This is a genomic window from Epilithonimonas hispanica, assembly GCF_003385395.1.
In the GTDB taxonomy this organism is placed as follows: Bacteria; Bacteroidota; Bacteroidia; order Flavobacteriales; family Weeksellaceae; genus Epilithonimonas; species Epilithonimonas hispanica.
In genome coordinates this window covers 38,811-54,292 of the sequence record NZ_QNUG01000006.1, presented here as the reverse complement: position 1 = coordinate 54,292, position 15,482 = coordinate 38,811, and the positions used below count along the sequence as shown (strand labels likewise).

Below are 15,482 nucleotides of genomic sequence, written 5' to 3'. Positions count from 1 at the left end.
TCTCTTTATTCTTTTATCTTCTTGTCTTTATCTATCTTTGCAAAAAATCGCAAATGCCCGAAATATCAATCATCACGCCGAGTTACAATTCCTCAAAATATCTTCAGGAGACGATTGATTCGGTTTTGAAGCAAACTTTTCAAGATTGGGAATGGTTGATCACGGATGATTGTTCGACAGATAATTCGGTGGAAATTCTGGAAAAACAAACTGATTCAAGAATCAAAGTTTTTAAAACTGAGAAAAATGGCGGTGCCGGACACGCAAGGAATATTTCGCTAGAAAATTCAACAGGAAGATTCATAACATTTCTGGACGCCGATGATTTTTGGGAACCGAATTTCCTAGAGGAAATGATCAATTTTATGAAATCTGAAAATGCTGAATTGGCTTATTCCACTTATTCGCGTTGTGATGAAAATTTGAACCCTACCGAAATTGGAGATTTCGAAGCGGATAAAGTTGTAACATTCAACAATCTTTTGAAAACCTGCAGACTGTCACTTTTAGCATCCATGTACGATTCCAAAAGAGTGGGAAAATTCTATTTTCCAGAAGGCACAAAACGCGAAGACCACGTGATGTGGCTGGAACTTTTGAAGAAAATTCCACAAGGAAAACCTTTGAAAAAAACCTTATCAAAATACAGAATGTTGCCAAACAGCGTTTCCCGAAACAAATCAAACATTATGAAAGACCAATATCTGGTTTACAAAGATTATATGAAATTCTCGACTGTAAAATCGTTGTATTACACAGCGAATTGGGCGTTTAACGGTTTTATCAAATATTCAAAAATCTTCAATTAATGGAATATTCAAAAGAATTCAAGCAGGCTTTGAGCGAATTTTCGCCGGCCGAAAAAGACAAATTGATTTTCCGATTGTTGAAGAAAGACAAATTGCTTTCCAAGAAACTCTATTTCGAATTGATTGACCTAGAAACCGTTGACGACAAACGAGATGCAATGGAAGAAATCATTCATGAAAAAGTTTCGTTGGCTTCAAAATATATTGCAAATCAAAAATATTTTCTCGTTCTCATCAGAAAAATAAGTGCTGAAATCACTGAACACGTGAAAATCACGACGGATAAATTTGGCGACGTTTCCTTGAATTTATTTTTAATCAATGAAATATTAGAACACAACGAAAAACTTGGAACACAAAGATTTGATAATGTTTACAAACTTTACATTTATCTCATTAATAAAATCTTCAAAGCGTTGACTTTAGTCAAAAAATTGAACGAAGATTATTGGATGGAATTTGATGACTTGTTAGAAAATCTCAATGAGAAAATTGATAATAACATTTATTTAAGCAAACTTTGTGTCAATAATGGTTTAGATTTCAATTGGCTGAAATGCGAGAATATTCCTGATCATTTTGAACTGATTGTAAAAAATATCAAAAGTGAAGGTTTTTTGAGATGATGTTTAACCACAAAGACACTACGTTTTCACAAAGAACACAATTAAGTATTCGGAAAAGCAAATAGTGAACCTTGCGCAAAAACCTTGTGAACCTTGTGTTTAAGCCATAATTTTCTTCACAATAATCTCCGTAGAATTCGGTTGAGAGTTGACAAATTCAAAGGCTTTCTCTGACATTTCTTTCAAATAAGATTTTTCTTCGCCTTCGGTTTGGGAATCTTTTTTAATCACTTCTGTAATAAAAGCCGAAGCTACTACAAAATCATCAAAACTTTTTCCGCCTTTCGCTTCAATCAATGCATCAGCTTCAGGATTTTTCTTGTATTGATTCCCAAAAATCACAGGAACGCCATAAACCGCAGCTTCCAAAATATTATGCAATCCTGCAGAATGAAATCCTCCGCCAACAACCGCCAAATCTGCATAAGAATACAATTTGGATAATTTTCCAATTGAATCAATAATTAGAATTTGTGAATTTGCAAAATCGTTAAATTGTGAATTTGTTTCATTTTCAGTTTTACGATTTTGCGTTTTCACGATTCCACTATAAAGAATAGCGTTCGGAAAAAGACTTTTCAAATGCGGAACTCTGTGCAAATCGTGTGGCGCAATTACGATTTTGGTTTCAGGAAGTTTTTTCACCAAAACCTGCGCAATATCTTCTTCTGCCTGCCAACTGCTCCCTAATACAATCAGTTTTTGATTCGCTTTGAATTCTTCTATAAACTCGAGATGGTTGTCTCTATCAAGAAACTGTTTCACTCTATCAAATCTTGTATCTCCGGAAACTGTAGAATTATTTAAACCGAGTTTTTTCGCCAAAGCCTGAGATTTAATCGTCTGATGAAAAAACCAATCGATATTTTTCTGAAGCTGTTTTGCAAACCATTTCCCATAACTTTCAAAGAAAACCTGATGCTCATAAAACAGAGCCGAAATCACATAATTTTTTGTACCTCGATTTTTCAGTTCTTCTAAAAGATTGTACCAGTAATCATATTTCACAGTGAAGAAAATCTCCGTATCAAAAGTGGAAACAAATTCTTTGACATCTTTTTTTCTATCAAAAGGTAAATAACAAACCGCATCGGCAATCTGTTTTCTTTTTTTCACGTTTTCATAACCTGAAGGCGAAAAAAAAGTCACCAGAGTTTTGTGTTCCGGGAATTGTTCTTTTAATTTTTCGAGAACTGGCAGGCCTTGTTCGTACTCGCCCAAACTCGCAGCGTGCATCCAAAGTACTTTTCGTCCTTGGATTTTTTCACGAACGATTTTCAAAGATTCTTTTCTTCCTCGGACCCCTTTTTTTGTTTTGGAATCGAAGAGCGAAAAGACTTTCATCCCGAAAATCATTAGATGGATAGAAAGATTGTATAGCGATTTCATCTTTTATTTTTCTACTGCAAATATAGACTTTCAGAAAAATAGAGAAAGGATGGAAGACTTATAATTGAATATAAACTTTTTATGACAAATCTTGTTTTATGATGAATCTGCAGCCCGACTTGAGCGGAAATCCTTTTTACGCAACAAAGTGGAGTGAAAAGATTGGGAGCGGAAGGCGGATTAAGCTGCCCAAATAACTACCATCTTTGAAAAGTAAAAATTAACATAAAAAAGTTTTTAAATATTTGTCATTCGAAATAATATTTCTATATTTGCAATCTGAAAATTTAATAAAATTACGAACTAAATATATTAGTGATGAGTAAAAGAACATTCCAACCATCTGAAAGAAAAAGAAGAAACAAACACGGTTTCCGTGAAAGAATGTCTACACCAAACGGAAGAAGAGTGTTGGCAGCTAGAAGAGCGAAAGGCAGAAAGAGCTTAACTGTTAGTGCATCTCGCGCTAAGAGATAATTTCTTAAAATTATCATATACAAAAATGTCTGGACAATGTTCAGACATTTTTGTTGTTAAAATTTCCCAAAAGTAAAAGCTTAAAAATAAGTTTTTGCTATTTTTGACTTTCACAAACTTTCAATTTCCGAAATTATGCCACACAGAAATGACCCGGGTATCGATATTATAGATTTGAGCAGCGCAAAAATTGTTCAGAAAAACTTTACCGTCCTGAATAATGTTGACCTTCATATCAAGAAAGGAAAATTCTGTTATTTGATTGGAAAAACAGGTTCTGGAAAAAGTTCTCTTCTGAAAGTTCTTTACGGGCAACTTCCTTTACAAGGCGGAAGCGGACAAGTCGCAGGCTTTGATTTGAAAAAATTAAAACAATCTGATGTTCCTAACTTAAGAAGAAAATTAGGAATTGTTTTCCAAGATTTCCAATTGTTATCTGACAGAAACATTGAGAAAAATCTTCTTTTTGTCCTACAAGCAACCGGCTGGAAAGACAAACACAAAATGGAAACAAGAATTGATGAAGTTTTGTCAAGCGTTGGAATGAAAACCAAAAAGCACAAAATGCCACACCAACTTTCTGGAGGTGAACAACAACGTGCGGCGATTGCAAGAGCACTTCTGAATCATCCAGAATTAATCCTTGCAGATGAGCCAACAGGAAACTTAGACCCAGAAACGTCTAACGACATTATGACGCTTTTGAAAAATCTTGCAGAAGAAAATCATTGCGCGGTTGTAATGGCGACACACGATTATCATATGATTCAGAATTATCCGGGCGAAGCTATCAGATGTGAAAATGGCGAAGTTTCTGTTTTGGATACTGCAGAATTATTCGAATAAAATACAGAAGTTAGAGATTAGAATTTAGATGTTAGATTCAAATTCTAAAACTTTATAAAATACAAATCTCTTTGAAAATTCAGAGAGGTTTTTTGTTGAATAAATGGAAATCTTTTGTCAGCTCAAGATATTCATCGGAATACACTCTTGGCGATTTTTCTATGACAAAATTCTCTATTGTTGTTTCTGATTCTTTTAAAGAATATTCTAAAACTACTCTTTTCGGTTCAGCGTTTTGGATTCCTTTGATGATGATTTTCCTTTGGAGAAATAAATTATCACTAAGACAAATCCGAGTAAATTCCTTCTCGGAATCAATTGGAATAATAACAGAAAACAAACCTGCATCAGAAAGTAATTGTGAAGCTTTTTGAATCAAATCAGAGAAATCTAATTCCAATCTTTGTCTCGCTAGAATATCTTTCTCAGAGCTATTAATTTCAAAATAAGGTGGATTTGAAATAATTAAATCAAACTTCTCATCAGTTTCAAGATTTTTAAAATCTTGGAGTTGACTTTTGATTCTATCAGAAAAAGGAGAATTATAAAAATTATCTTGAGAAATTTGCACTGCTTCAGGATTAATATCAATTCCTAAAATATTAGCCTCAGAATTGCGTTGAGCCAGCATCAAAGCGATAATTCCGGTTCCTGTTCCAACTTCCAGAATTTGTTTTGCATTAATGACATTCGATAAAGCGCCTAGCAAAACCGCATCTGTCCCTACTCGGAAAACATCGGAACTTTGATTAATATCAAATTGTTGAAATCGGAAAGGTTTCATCTACAGATTAGAAGGCATTGAGATTGTGAAAGTCGCACCCTTATCAATTTCGGAAACAACAGTGATTGTTCCGTTATAATCTTCCACCATCCGTTTTACCATTGTTAATCCAATTCCCATTCCACTATTTTTTGAAGTGAAATTCGGGTCAAAGATTTTATTGATTTTATCATCAGAGATTCCTACTCCATTATCCTGAACAGTAATTCTGATTCGCTTTTCAATTTTTTCTAAATCAACATTAATGACAGATTTTCTATCATCCGCTTTCGCTTGACTTGCATTGGTTACAAGATTTGTAATGATTCTTGCCAGATAATCTTTGTCAATCTTCATCTTGATGTTATCGTGATTGGCGTGGATAAAGATATTTTCATCACTGAAAATCGTCAGCACATTTTTCACTTCTTTGTTCAGAGAAATTTCTTCGTCATTCTTTTGAGGTAATTGCGCAAATTCAGAGAAAGCACTTGCAACTCTACTGATGACATCAATCTGACCAATCACAACTTCACTTAGATTTTTAACTTTAGTAGTGATATTCGGGTCATTAGGGTCAAATTTCCTTTCAAAATTCTGCATCATCAGCTTCATTGGCGTGAGCGGATTTTTCACTTCGTGCGCTACTTGTTTTGCCATTTCTTGCCAGGCAGACTGTTTTTCTGTATAACTTAGCCTTTCCCGCTGGTCTGCAATTTCCGAGATCATTTTATTATAAGCTTTCACTAATGCATTCAGCTCATCATTCTTGTAATATTTAATTGGTTGAAGATTTTTATCAAACAAATTGATTCTGCTAATCATTGATGTAAAACGTGTAATCGCATCCGTCAAATTATTCGAAATAATCCAACTTAACCAAATACTGAACAAAACAATCAAAAGATTAATCCCGATGATGTAAGCAAAATAATGCTTGAAAACAGACATATAAGCGCTCTCGTTGTGATAATACGGAAAATAAACATAAGCGATATTTTCCAGCATATTGTTTTTCAGAACCATATAAGAAGAAACAATCGTCGCCTCAAGCTTCTCATCATAAGACTTGTCGTCGTATTGTTTTCCGTTTTTCTTGATTGCCTTTATGACATCGGCAGGCATTTTTTTTTGAGCAACAAGATTCGGTTCTTTGTTAGAAAGGAGATAATTTCCGTTCAGGTCATAGATGATGATGTCGTGTTTGTTGATATCTGCAATCTCGTAAATTTCGTTTTCCAGAACCGCAGGAATATCTTTGGTCTCAACCATAGAATGACTGAGTGCATAATCCAAAGAAGACATCAGCGCTTCGGATTTGTTCTGCATATCGGTTCTGCTTACCATCTTGGCATTATCACGCAAAATCACAAACGATAAAGCCGCCGAAGTCAAAATACTAAGGAAGCAAATCGCCAAAAACCCAACAAAAACCCTGTTTCTTAACCGGTAACCTTTATAATCACTAAATGACATTTTGTTTTTTCAAAAGTTTCGCAACATACTTGCCGATGATATCGAATTCCAGATTCACGACATCACCTTTTTTCAGATGCTTCATATTCGTAAACTCCCAAGTGTAGGGAATTATTGCCACAGAAAACCGATTTTTTCCACTTTCTGCAACCGTTAAACTTGTTCCATTCAAAGTAATCGAACCTTGTGGAACCGTCGTATATTCTGCAGACTCTTCGTAATTAATTGTAATAAAATAACTTCCGTTTTGGTCTTCGATACTTTCCACAGTTCCGGTTTTATCTACGTGCCCTTGAACAACGTGTCCATCCAATCTACCTTCGAATTTCAAACAACGTTCCAAGTTTACTTCCGTTCCAACATTCCAGAACCCAAGATTGGTTTTTTCCAGCGTTTCATTGATGGCAGTTACCTTATAAGTATCATTATTTATTTCCACAACCGTCAGGCAACATCCGTTGTGGGCAAGGCTTTGGTCGATTTTCAATTCGTGTGTGAAAGTACAACTTAAGACAAAATCAATATTACTTTCATTTCTTGTAATTTTCTCAACTTTTCCGGTCGCTTCTATTATTCCTGTAAACATTTTTTTTGATTTAATATTTTTTCAGGAGCTTAATCCCGCTTTCCGTTGCAATCTTTTCCTTTTCAAAGAAAAGAAAAAGGATTTCCACCACAATCGGGGCTAGGGTTTTTGTCATCAATACAACTTTAGTTATAAAATTGAAGCGCTTTCCTACAAAAACCTATCCTAAAAAAACGTAATTTTGTAAAATTCATTTTAAACGTCAAAGATAAGCAAATGAGCTCCAAACACCATAAAATCAGAGTAGGAATTTCCATCGGCGATTTCAACGGAATCGGCCCAGAAATCATCCTAAAGTCTCTGAAAGACAAAAGCATCACAGATTTTTTCACGCCGGTTATATTTGGTTCAGGAAAACTGTTTACTTATCAGAAAAACGTTTTCAAACTGCAAACGAACTTCAATTACATCAATTCGGCAAAAGAAGCTCAAGGTGGAAAAATCAATATGGTAAATCTTACCAAAGAGAACAGTAATGTAGAATTCGGTGTTCCAACAGAAGAATCCACAAAAATGGCGATTGATTCTTTGGAATCTGCAACACAAGCGCTTCTCAACAACGAGATTGATGTTATCGTAACCGCTCCTATTAATAAGGACGAAATGATGAAATACGGTTTCGCTCACGCAGGACACACAGGATATTTCGAAGAAAAAGCGGGCAAAAAAGCGGTAATGTTTATGGTAACTGAAGATTTGAAAGTCGCTGTTTCCACACACCATATTCCGGTTTCTGAGATTGCCAACAACATCAATAAAGAAAAATTAAAAAAACAAATCAAGCAATTAGTCTCAACACTAAAAGAAGATTTCTGCGTAGAAAAACCAAAAATTGCGGTTCTTGGACTTAACCCTCACGCTGGCGATGGTGGTGTAATCGGCAAAGAAGAAATCGAGATTATAGAACCTGCGATAAAAGAACTTTTCAATAATGGAACTTTAGCATTTGGGCCTTATCCTGCTGATAGCTTTTTCCAACCGGGGAAATACAAAGCTTTTGATGCGGTTTTGGCAATGTATCACGACCAAGGATTAGCGCCTTTCAAAACAATCGCTTATGAAGAAGGCGTGAATTATTCAGCCGGACTTCCTTTTGTAAGAACTTCTCCTGACCACGGTGTTGCTTATGACATTGCAGGAAAAAATTTAGCAGATGAAACTTCTTTTTCGGAAGCCATTTTCACAGCAATTAAAATTTTCAAAAACAGAGAAGAATATCACGACCTGATGAGCAATCGCCTCCGTCCGAAGCCAGCACACGCAAATAACGGGATAGACGAAGACCTCCCGAAAGAAAAATAACTAGACAAAAAATTAGTTTTTGGGAAGTAATTTTTTGTAGTTCAAGTATTTCCAAAAAATATTTTGTTATTTAAAAAAAATAAATTATTTTTGCAAACCGTTTTTATGGACAGAATTAGAAACTATGACGTTGCCTTTATAGGCTTAAAACCGGGAAAACACGATTTCGAATTTGAAATCGAACAAGAGTTCTTTGATTTATTTGAGACTGAGCAGGAATTTTTCAATCCAAAAATAGTTGCAGATGTTCTTTTGGACAAGCATACAACGTTTTTGGAATTTCATATTAATGTTTCAGGAACGGTTCAATTGATTTGCGATATCAGCAACGGTGAATTTTCTGAAAACATTGAGAATGATTTAAAAATTCTTGTAAAATTTGGTGAAGAATATGACGATAGTAATGAAGATGTCATTACCATCGACAAAAAAGACAGTGACTTCAACCTTGCTAACCTTATATATGAAACTGTAGTTTTATCGATTCCGATGAAAAAATTAGCACCATCTGTAAGAGACAATGATGAATATCAAAAAATCCTTGACCAATACAGTCCGAAAGAAATTGAAGAGGAAGAAGAAAGCATAGACCCAAGATGGGAAGCTTTGAAGAAATTAAAAGACAACAATTAAGAAATAACAACAATATAATTCGCAAGAATTTTTAAAAAGTACTAACAATGGCACATCCTAAAAGAAGACAGTCGTCTACAAGAAGAGATAAAAGAAGAACTCACTACAAAGCAGTAGTTCCTCAATTGGCAAAAGACGCAACGTCTGGTGAAATGCACTTATACCACAGAGCGCACTGGCACGAAGGAAAACTATACTACAGAGGAAAAGTTGTAGTAGAGAAAACTGTAGAAACAACAGAAGAAAACTAAGAATTATCTTTGATAATCTTATACTTAGCATAAAAAACCACTCGGATTTTATCAATTTGAGTGGTTTTTTATTATATTTGGCGTTCAAAACAATTTAAAAATTTTATGGATATAAAAGACATTCAGAATCTTGTAAGATTTGTAGCAAAAGCAGGAGTTTCCGAGGTAAAATATAAAAATAAAGACTTCGAAATCTATATCAAAACTCCACTAGGAGGCGAGCCTGTAAGCTATGTAACTCCTCAGGTTGCATATCAAGCACCAGTTTCTGCTCCTGTTGCAAATACTGCTAGCCCAGTTGCAAATACAGAAGCAACAAGTTCTGCTGACGATAGTAAATATATCACAATCAAATCTCCAATGATTGGGACATTCTACAGAAAACCATCTCCAGACAAAGAGGCTTTCGCCAACGTAGGCGATTCTGTAACAGAAGGAAAAGTAGTTTGTGTAATCGAAGCAATGAAACTTTTCAACCAGATTGAATCTGAAGTAAGTGGAAAAATCGTGAAAATCTTGGTAGAAGATTCTTCTCCTGTAGAATACGATCAACCACTATTTTTAGTAGATCCTTCTTAATTATAATTGATTAATAATGATTGATAATTGATAATAAAATCAATTTCAAATTTCAAATTTCAAATTTCAAATTATAATAAGATGTTCAAAAAAATATTGATCGCAAACCGTGGCGAGATCGCAATGCGAATCTTGCGAACGGCAAAAGAAATGGGCATAAAAACCGTTGCAGTTTATTCCACAGCGGATAAGGACAGTCTTCACGTTCGTTTTGCGGACGAAGCGGTTTGTATTGGCCCTGCAATGAGCAAAGACTCTTATCTTAAAATCCCTAATATTATTGCGGCAGCGGAAATTACCAACGCAGACGCAATCCACCCAGGTTACGGATTTCTTTCAGAGAATGCAAATTTCTCTAGAATCTGTGCGAAAAATGGAATCAAATTCATTGGTGCAACTCCTGAGCAAATCGAAAAAATGGGAGACAAAGCTACCGCTAAAGCTACTATGAAAGAAGCAGGAATCCCTTGCGTTCCCGGTTCAGACGGCTTGATTGATTCTTACGAAGATGCAAAAGCTATTGCAAAATTGGTTGGTTATCCTGTTATGATCAAGGCTACTGCTGGTGGTGGTGGAAAAGGAATGAGAGCAGTTTGGAAAGAAGAAGATCTAAAAGAACATTGGGATTCTGCAATTCAAGAAGCTGTTGCAGCTTTTGGAAACGGTGGGATGTATATGGAAAAACTAATTGAAGAGCCAAGACATATTGAGATTCAGGTTGCTGGAGATCAATTTGGAAAAGCTTGTCACCTTTCTGAAAGAGATTGTTCTATCCAAAGAAGAAATCAAAAGTTGATTGAAGAAACGCCATCCCCTTTTATGACAGATGAACTGCGTGAAAAGATGGGAGCTGCTGCTGTAAAAGCCGCTGAATTTATTGGATACGAAGGTGTTGGAACGATAGAATTCTTGGTAGATAAACACAGAAATTTCTACTTTATGGAAATGAATACCAGAATCCAAGTAGAGCATCCAATCACCGAGCAAGTTGTAGATTATGACTTGATTCGTGAGCAGATTCTATTAGCTTCTGGAACGCCAATCAGTGGAAAAAATTATTATCCAAAAATGCACGCTATTGAGTGTAGAATCAATGCTGAGGATCCTTATGCTGATTTCCGTCCATCTCCTGGAAAAATTAAAGAACTTAATATTCCTGGTGGACATGGTGTAAGAGTTGATACTCACGTTTATTCTGGATATACAATTCCTTCCAATTATGATTCTATGATTGCAAAATTAATCGTGACGGCTCAGACAAGAGATGAAGCGATTGCAAAAATGAAACGTGCTTTGGAAGAATTTTATATTGAAGGTGTAAAAACTACGATCCCTTTCCACAGACAGCTTTTGGAAAACGAAGATTTCCTTGCCGGAAATTATACCACCAAGTTTATGGAGGATTTTGTAATGGATAAGAATTTTGATAATCATATCTAAATATTATTCTACTTATAGATAAAAATGCCTAACTGAAAAAGTTAGGCATTTTTTGTAGTTATTATTGAATTCAAATTCATTATTTTTACCAAAAATAAAAGATATGTCAACAGCAGTTCAGGAAAAAAACTCTCAATATTTTATTGATCTAGAAAACCAATATGGCGCGCACAATTACCATCCGCTTCCCGTAGTTTTGGAAAAAGGTGAAGGTGTCTTTGTTTGGGACGTAGAAGGTAAAAAGTATTACGACTTCCTTTCCGCTTATTCGGCTGTCAACCAAGGTCATTCGCACCCCAAAATTGTAGACGCATTGGTGAATCAAGCTAAGAAATTAGCTTTAACTTCAAGAGCATTTTACAATTCTAATTTGGGTGAATACGAGAAAAAGATTACAACTCTTTTTGGCTTTGACAAAGTTCTTCCAATGAATTCTGGTGCCGAAGCTGTGGAAACGGCTGTAAAATTAGCCAGAAAATGGAGTTATGAAGTGAAAGGAATTTATGAAAATGCAGCAAAAATAGTTGTCTGCGAAAATAATTTCCACGGAAGAACAACCACAATCGTGTCTTTTTCAAATGATCCTGACGCTAACAAAAATTATGGACCTTTCACTCCTGGATTTATTAAAATTCCTTATAATGACTTGAATGCTTTAGAAGAAGTTTTTAAACAAGACTCTAAAAATATTGCTGCATTTTTGGCAGAACCAATCCAAGGAGAAGCCGGAGTTTATGTTCCGGACGAAGGATTTTTGAAAGGCGCTTCAGACTTATGTAAAAGGTACAACGTTCTTTTCATTGCTGATGAAGTTCAAACCGGAATTGCAAGAACCGGAAAACTGATTGCCTGCCATCATGAGAATGTTCAGCCAGATATTTTGATTCTTGGAAAAGCCCTTTCTGGTGGGATGTATCCTGTTTCTGCAGTTTTAGCGAATGATGAAATAATGAATGTTATCAAACCTGGACAACACGGTTCTACTTTTGGAGGTAACCCAATTGCTTGCGCTGTTGCGGTTGCAGCACTTGATGTTGTTGAGCAAGAAAAACTTTCCGAAAGAGCTGAAGAATTGGGACAACTTTTCCGTTCTGAAATTGAAAAATTAATCGAAAAAACAAATTTGATTACAAAAGTTAGAGGAAAGGGTTTGCTAAATGCAATCATAATTAATGATACACCAGACAGCAAAACCGCATGGAATCTTTGTCTAAAACTGAAAGAAAATGGGCTTCTTGCAAAACCAACTCATGGTAACATTATTAGATTAGCACCGCCTTTGGTCATTACTGAAGAACAACTTCTGGATTGTGTAAAAATTATCGAAAAAACCGTTTTGGAATTCGGTGATCAATAATTGATATGAAAATCCTCGTTATTCAAAGGAAACATATGGGTGATGTTTTGGTATCTTCAACAATTCTTCATCAACTGAAAAAAAAATATCCTGATTCCGAAATTGATTTTCTTGTGGACAACAAACATCAACAGATTCTTTTTGGAAATCCGTTGGTAAAAAACATCATTTTATGGAATGAAGAAAACATTCGTAAAATGATATTGATGACTTGGAAGATCCGCAGAAACAAGTACGATATTATATTAGATTCTTCTTCAAAAGTAAATTCGGGTATTATCACATTTTTTTCTAACGCGAAAAAAAGAATTGGTTTTTTTAAAAAATATACTCAGGTTTTTTATAATGCTCCGGTTAAAAGAAAAAAAGAAACCACATCTAAAAATACAACTTTGAGTATTGAGCATCGTCTACAATTATTGGAACCATTGGACATATCCTTCCAAGAGGTTTTCCCAAAGACTTATATTTTAGACGAAGAATTATCATCAGCTAAACATATTTTATCCAAAAATGGGCTTTCTACAAATGATAATCTTATAATGATTAGCACTTTTGGAAGCAAAGAAGAGAAAACTTACCCAATAGAATACATTGCAAAAATATTGGATTATATTGTTAACTTTCAGAAGGAAGCAAAGCTTCTATGCAATTATTTACCTCATCAGCAAGCACTTTTTTCTCGAGTTTACGATTTGGTGTTGCCAGAAACTCGCAACGCCATTGTAGTAGATTTTGACACTAGAAACTTAAGAGAATTTGCAGCTGTTACAAGTCTTTGCAAATGTTTGATAGGGAACGAAGGAGGCGCAACAAACCTTAGTAAATCTTTAGGTATTCCTACATTTTCAATTTTTGCACCGCATGTTAGTATTTCCGATTGGGGTTGGACCTCTCAACCTGATCGTGATATGTTTTTACATTTATCTGATTTTGTACCTAACTCGTCTAATTATGAAGACTTCAAACCAGAGTTTTTAGAAAAGCATATTAATACTTTTTTAGAAAAAAATATCTGTGCTAATAATGGTTGAAATGAAAGAAACAACAAAATTATCTTTAAAAATAAGTGGTCTTATCATCACTTATAATGAAGAAAAAAATATTGGAGAAGTTCTTAAAAGTTTTGATTTTTGTGATGAAATCATTATTATAGACTCTTTCAGTACAGATAAAACTTTAGAAATAGCCAAAACTTTCCCCAACGTAAAAATCATTCAAAATCAATTTGAAGACTTTACAAAACAAAGAAATTTTGCTTTGGATGCAGCAAATAACGATTGGGTATTATTTTTGGATGGTGATGAGAGAATTACTCCAGAACTGAGAGAAGAAATAATCGTAGAGCTGAACAAAGCAGATAAAAAGGATGCCTATTATTTTTATAGAAAATTCTATTTTGCGGGAAAGCCTATTAATTACTCTGGAACTCAAACAGATAAAAATTTCAGACTTTTCAAAAAGTCAAAAGCTAGATATATTGCAGAAAAAAAGGTGCATGAAACCTTAAATGTTGATGGAAATATTGGTGAATTGAGGAACAAACTTCTTCATTATTCGGTTACTGATTATGAATCTTACAGAAAAAAAATGATTCATTACGGAATTTTGAAAGGTCAAGAACTGGCTCAAAAAGGTAAAAAGTACAATGTTCTAACACAATATGCGAAAACAGGTTTTAGATTTTTTAAAAGTTATGTCCTAAGATTAGGGTTTTTGGATGGTAAAGATGGTTTTATTTTAAATAAATTGCAGGCTCTAAGTGTTTGGGAAACTTACGAAAGTCTAAAGAGAGAGAATAAATAAAGGATGAAGATTTGTTTAATTAGTTTCGATCATTGGCAGTATGATGCTCATATTGTAGATACCTTATTAAAAAAGGGTATAGACGCTTACCATATCAACATTGGTAAATATCAGCATCCCACCAAATTATCTCGTCTAAAAAACACTTTATCAAAAATATTTTTAGGAATCAATCCCAAGTTAGAACTCCGTCAGAAATTCATTATCAGCGAGTTGAAAAAGAGAGGCTTTCAAGATCAGATTCTGGTTATCAACCCAGAACTAATTGATAGAGAATACCATTTAAAAATCAAAAGCTATACAAAAAGATATATTGCTTATTTATATGACAGCTTAGCCAGACATCCAATTGATAATCTGATGGAAGGTGTTTTTGACGACATCTATTCTTTTGACAAAGATGACATCAAGTCATGTCATTTTAAAGAAGCCAATAATTACATCTATCTTGATTATGTAAGACATGAAGATCAACATCCTAATTTTGATGTCTGCTATCTAGCTTCTTTTGATAAACGCATCTCTACAATGAATAGAATTGCAAAAAAACTGGAGCAACTGAAAAAATCTTATCAATTCATCATTGTTGGAAAAAAAACTTGGATTAAGCAGCTTACGAAGATTGGTGATAACAAATCCTCTGTCAAGTACCAGATAAAAAGAGTTGAACATGCTGAGATACTTAATTACTATCTCAATGCAAAAGTCATTTTGGATCTTGTAAGAGACAATCAGTCGGGATTAAGTTTCAGGATTTTTGAAGCAATGGCTTTGGAAAAAAAGATCATTACAGATAACGAAAAAATAAAGTATTATGATTTTTATAACCCAAATAATATTTTGGTGTTAAATTCTGAATATATTGCTATTCCAAAAGATTTTTTTGAAACCAAGTATCAAAAAGTTCCTAAAGATATTTATGATAAATATACTTTGGATAAATGGGTGGAGAGTGTTTTTGAAATATAACTTAATATGGGGATAAAAAGGAAATTAAAAGATTATTTCAACAAAAGAGAAAAGCTTAAAATTTTAAAAACCAATGACATCGTTAATATTGAGGAATACTATGTAAATAATAAAACGATTGTTTTTATATCAAAAGTCTTTCCAACCCATGATAAAGATTCCGGATCTAATAG

17 protein-coding genes are annotated in these 15,482 nt (G+C 34.3%); 13 read left to right on the top strand and 4 right to left on the bottom strand.

What is annotated here, in order from left to right:
- Positions 1-53 precede the first annotated feature (53 nt).
- On the top strand, positions 54-809 hold the full coding sequence (locus tag DRF58_RS03800; RefSeq protein ID WP_116033035.1) for a glycosyltransferase family 2 protein: 756 nt from the start codon (positions 54-56) through the stop codon (positions 807-809).
- Positions 809-1,435, top strand: a complete 627-nt coding sequence (locus tag DRF58_RS03795) for a deoxyuridine 5'-triphosphate nucleotidohydrolase (protein ID WP_116033032.1) — start codon at positions 809-811, stop codon at positions 1,433-1,435. The genes DRF58_RS03800 and DRF58_RS03795 overlap by 1 nt, the downstream gene beginning before the upstream one ends.
- 99 nt (positions 1,436-1,534) lie before the next feature.
- Here the strand turns inward: DRF58_RS03795 and DRF58_RS03790 are convergent, their stop codons facing one another.
- Positions 1,535-2,824 carry a 3-deoxy-D-manno-octulosonic acid transferase gene (locus tag DRF58_RS03790; RefSeq protein WP_116033029.1) on the bottom strand — a complete coding sequence of 430 codons (1,290 nt, stop codon included), beginning with the start codon at positions 2,822-2,824 and terminating at the stop codon, positions 1,535-1,537.
- Between the two features lie 318 nt (positions 2,825-3,142).
- On the opposite strand from DRF58_RS03790, the gene rpmH reads away from it, so the two are divergent.
- Positions 3,143-3,301, top strand: coding sequence for a 50S ribosomal protein L34 (gene rpmH / locus DRF58_RS03785; RefSeq protein WP_007843334.1), 159 nt, complete (start codon positions 3,143-3,145; stop codon positions 3,299-3,301).
- 135 nt (positions 3,302-3,436) lie between these two features.
- Positions 3,437-4,147, top strand: a complete 711-nt coding sequence (locus DRF58_RS03780) for a cell division ATP-binding protein FtsE (protein WP_089874943.1) — start codon at positions 3,437-3,439, stop codon at positions 4,145-4,147.
- 79 nt (positions 4,148-4,226) lie between these two features.
- On the opposite strand, the gene DRF58_RS03775 is transcribed toward DRF58_RS03780, so the two are convergent.
- Genes DRF58_RS03775 through DRF58_RS03765 form a run of 3 tightly spaced genes read right to left on the bottom strand, consistent with a single transcriptional unit; the run spans position 4,227 to position 6,972 of the window.
- Complete coding sequence (locus DRF58_RS03775) at positions 4,227-4,931, bottom strand: tRNA1(Val) (adenine(37)-N6)-methyltransferase (RefSeq protein WP_116033027.1); 705 nt, start codon at positions 4,929-4,931, stop codon at positions 4,227-4,229.
- Positions 4,932-6,386: a sensor histidine kinase gene (locus tag DRF58_RS03770; RefSeq protein ID WP_116033024.1), complete on the bottom strand. Its 1,455-nt coding sequence runs from the start codon at positions 6,384-6,386 to the stop codon at positions 4,932-4,934.
- Positions 6,376-6,972 carry a riboflavin synthase gene (locus DRF58_RS03765; RefSeq protein ID WP_116033022.1) on the bottom strand — a complete coding sequence of 199 codons (597 nt, stop codon included), beginning with the start codon at positions 6,970-6,972 and terminating at the stop codon, positions 6,376-6,378. Before DRF58_RS03765 ends, DRF58_RS03770 begins: the two co-directional genes overlap by 11 nt.
- Before the next feature lie 216 nt (positions 6,973-7,188).
- Here DRF58_RS03765 and pdxA point away from each other — a divergent pair, with 216 nt between their 5' ends.
- The 9 genes from pdxA (at position 7,189) to DRF58_RS03720 (ending at position 15,309) form a co-directional block, all read left to right on the top strand.
- Positions 7,189-8,274, top strand: a complete 1,086-nt coding sequence (gene pdxA, locus DRF58_RS03760; RefSeq protein WP_116033019.1) for a 4-hydroxythreonine-4-phosphate dehydrogenase PdxA — start codon at positions 7,189-7,191, stop codon at positions 8,272-8,274.
- 105 nt (positions 8,275-8,379) lie between these two features.
- On the top strand, positions 8,380-8,907 hold the full coding sequence (locus tag DRF58_RS03755) for a YceD family protein (RefSeq protein ID WP_116033214.1): 528 nt from the start codon (positions 8,380-8,382) through the stop codon (positions 8,905-8,907).
- Positions 8,908-8,954: 47 nt separating this feature from the next.
- A complete protein-coding gene (rpmF, locus tag DRF58_RS03750) occupies positions 8,955-9,158 on the top strand; it encodes a 50S ribosomal protein L32 (RefSeq protein ID WP_116033017.1) in 204 nt (67 codons plus the stop codon).
- Between the two features lie 105 nt (positions 9,159-9,263).
- Positions 9,264-9,737, top strand: a complete 474-nt coding sequence (gene accB / locus DRF58_RS03745; RefSeq protein WP_116033014.1) for an acetyl-CoA carboxylase biotin carboxyl carrier protein — start codon at positions 9,264-9,266, stop codon at positions 9,735-9,737.
- 81 nt (positions 9,738-9,818) lie between these two features.
- Positions 9,819-11,177: an acetyl-CoA carboxylase biotin carboxylase subunit gene (gene accC, locus DRF58_RS03740; RefSeq protein ID WP_116033011.1), complete on the top strand. Its 1,359-nt coding sequence runs from the start codon at positions 9,819-9,821 to the stop codon at positions 11,175-11,177.
- 103 nt (positions 11,178-11,280) lie between these two features.
- Positions 11,281-12,534, top strand: a complete 1,254-nt coding sequence (gene rocD, locus DRF58_RS03735) for an ornithine--oxo-acid transaminase (protein WP_116033009.1) — start codon at positions 11,281-11,283, stop codon at positions 12,532-12,534.
- A 5-nt stretch (positions 12,535-12,539) separates the two neighbouring features.
- Entirely contained in the window at positions 12,540-13,568 is a 1,029-nt protein-coding gene (locus tag DRF58_RS03730; protein WP_116033006.1) for a glycosyltransferase family 9 protein, read from the top strand.
- Position 13,569: 1 nt separating this feature from the next.
- Entirely contained in the window at positions 13,570-14,340 is a 771-nt protein-coding gene (locus DRF58_RS03725) for a glycosyltransferase family 2 protein (protein ID WP_116033212.1), read from the top strand.
- 3 nt (positions 14,341-14,343) lie between these two features.
- On the top strand, positions 14,344-15,309 hold the full coding sequence (locus DRF58_RS03720) for a glycosyltransferase family protein (protein ID WP_116033004.1): 966 nt from the start codon (positions 14,344-14,346) through the stop codon (positions 15,307-15,309).
- Positions 15,310-15,482 lie beyond the last annotated feature (173 nt).

Coding starts and splice junctions, on each gene's coding strand:
- DRF58_RS03800 (WP_116033035.1), top strand. CDS start 54: ATGCCCGAAATATCAATCATCACGCCGAGTTACAATTCCTCAAAATAT.
- DRF58_RS03795 (WP_116033032.1), top strand. CDS start 809: ATGGAATATTCAAAAGAATTCAAGCAGGCTTTGAGCGAATTTTCGCCG.
- DRF58_RS03790 (WP_116033029.1), bottom strand. CDS start 2,824: ATGAAATCGCTATACAATCTTTCTATCCATCTAATGATTTTCGGGATG.
- rpmH (WP_007843334.1), top strand. CDS start 3,143: ATGAGTAAAAGAACATTCCAACCATCTGAAAGAAAAAGAAGAAACAAA.
- DRF58_RS03780 (WP_089874943.1), top strand. CDS start 3,437: ATGCCACACAGAAATGACCCGGGTATCGATATTATAGATTTGAGCAGC.
- DRF58_RS03775 (WP_116033027.1), bottom strand. CDS start 4,931: ATGAAACCTTTCCGATTTCAACAATTTGATATTAATCAAAGTTCCGAT.
- DRF58_RS03770 (WP_116033024.1), bottom strand. CDS start 6,386: ATGTCATTTAGTGATTATAAAGGTTACCGGTTAAGAAACAGGGTTTTT.
- DRF58_RS03765 (WP_116033022.1), bottom strand. CDS start 6,972: ATGTTTACAGGAATAATAGAAGCGACCGGAAAAGTTGAGAAAATTACA.
- pdxA (WP_116033019.1), top strand. CDS start 7,189: ATGAGCTCCAAACACCATAAAATCAGAGTAGGAATTTCCATCGGCGAT.
- DRF58_RS03755 (WP_116033214.1), top strand. CDS start 8,380: ATGGACAGAATTAGAAACTATGACGTTGCCTTTATAGGCTTAAAACCG.
- rpmF (WP_116033017.1), top strand. CDS start 8,955: ATGGCACATCCTAAAAGAAGACAGTCGTCTACAAGAAGAGATAAAAGA.
- accB (WP_116033014.1), top strand. CDS start 9,264: ATGGATATAAAAGACATTCAGAATCTTGTAAGATTTGTAGCAAAAGCA.
- accC (WP_116033011.1), top strand. CDS start 9,819: ATGTTCAAAAAAATATTGATCGCAAACCGTGGCGAGATCGCAATGCGA.
- rocD (WP_116033009.1), top strand. CDS start 11,281: ATGTCAACAGCAGTTCAGGAAAAAAACTCTCAATATTTTATTGATCTA.
- DRF58_RS03730 (WP_116033006.1), top strand. CDS start 12,540: ATGAAAATCCTCGTTATTCAAAGGAAACATATGGGTGATGTTTTGGTA.
- DRF58_RS03725 (WP_116033212.1), top strand. CDS start 13,570: ATGAAAGAAACAACAAAATTATCTTTAAAAATAAGTGGTCTTATCATC.
- DRF58_RS03720 (WP_116033004.1), top strand. CDS start 14,344: ATGAAGATTTGTTTAATTAGTTTCGATCATTGGCAGTATGATGCTCAT.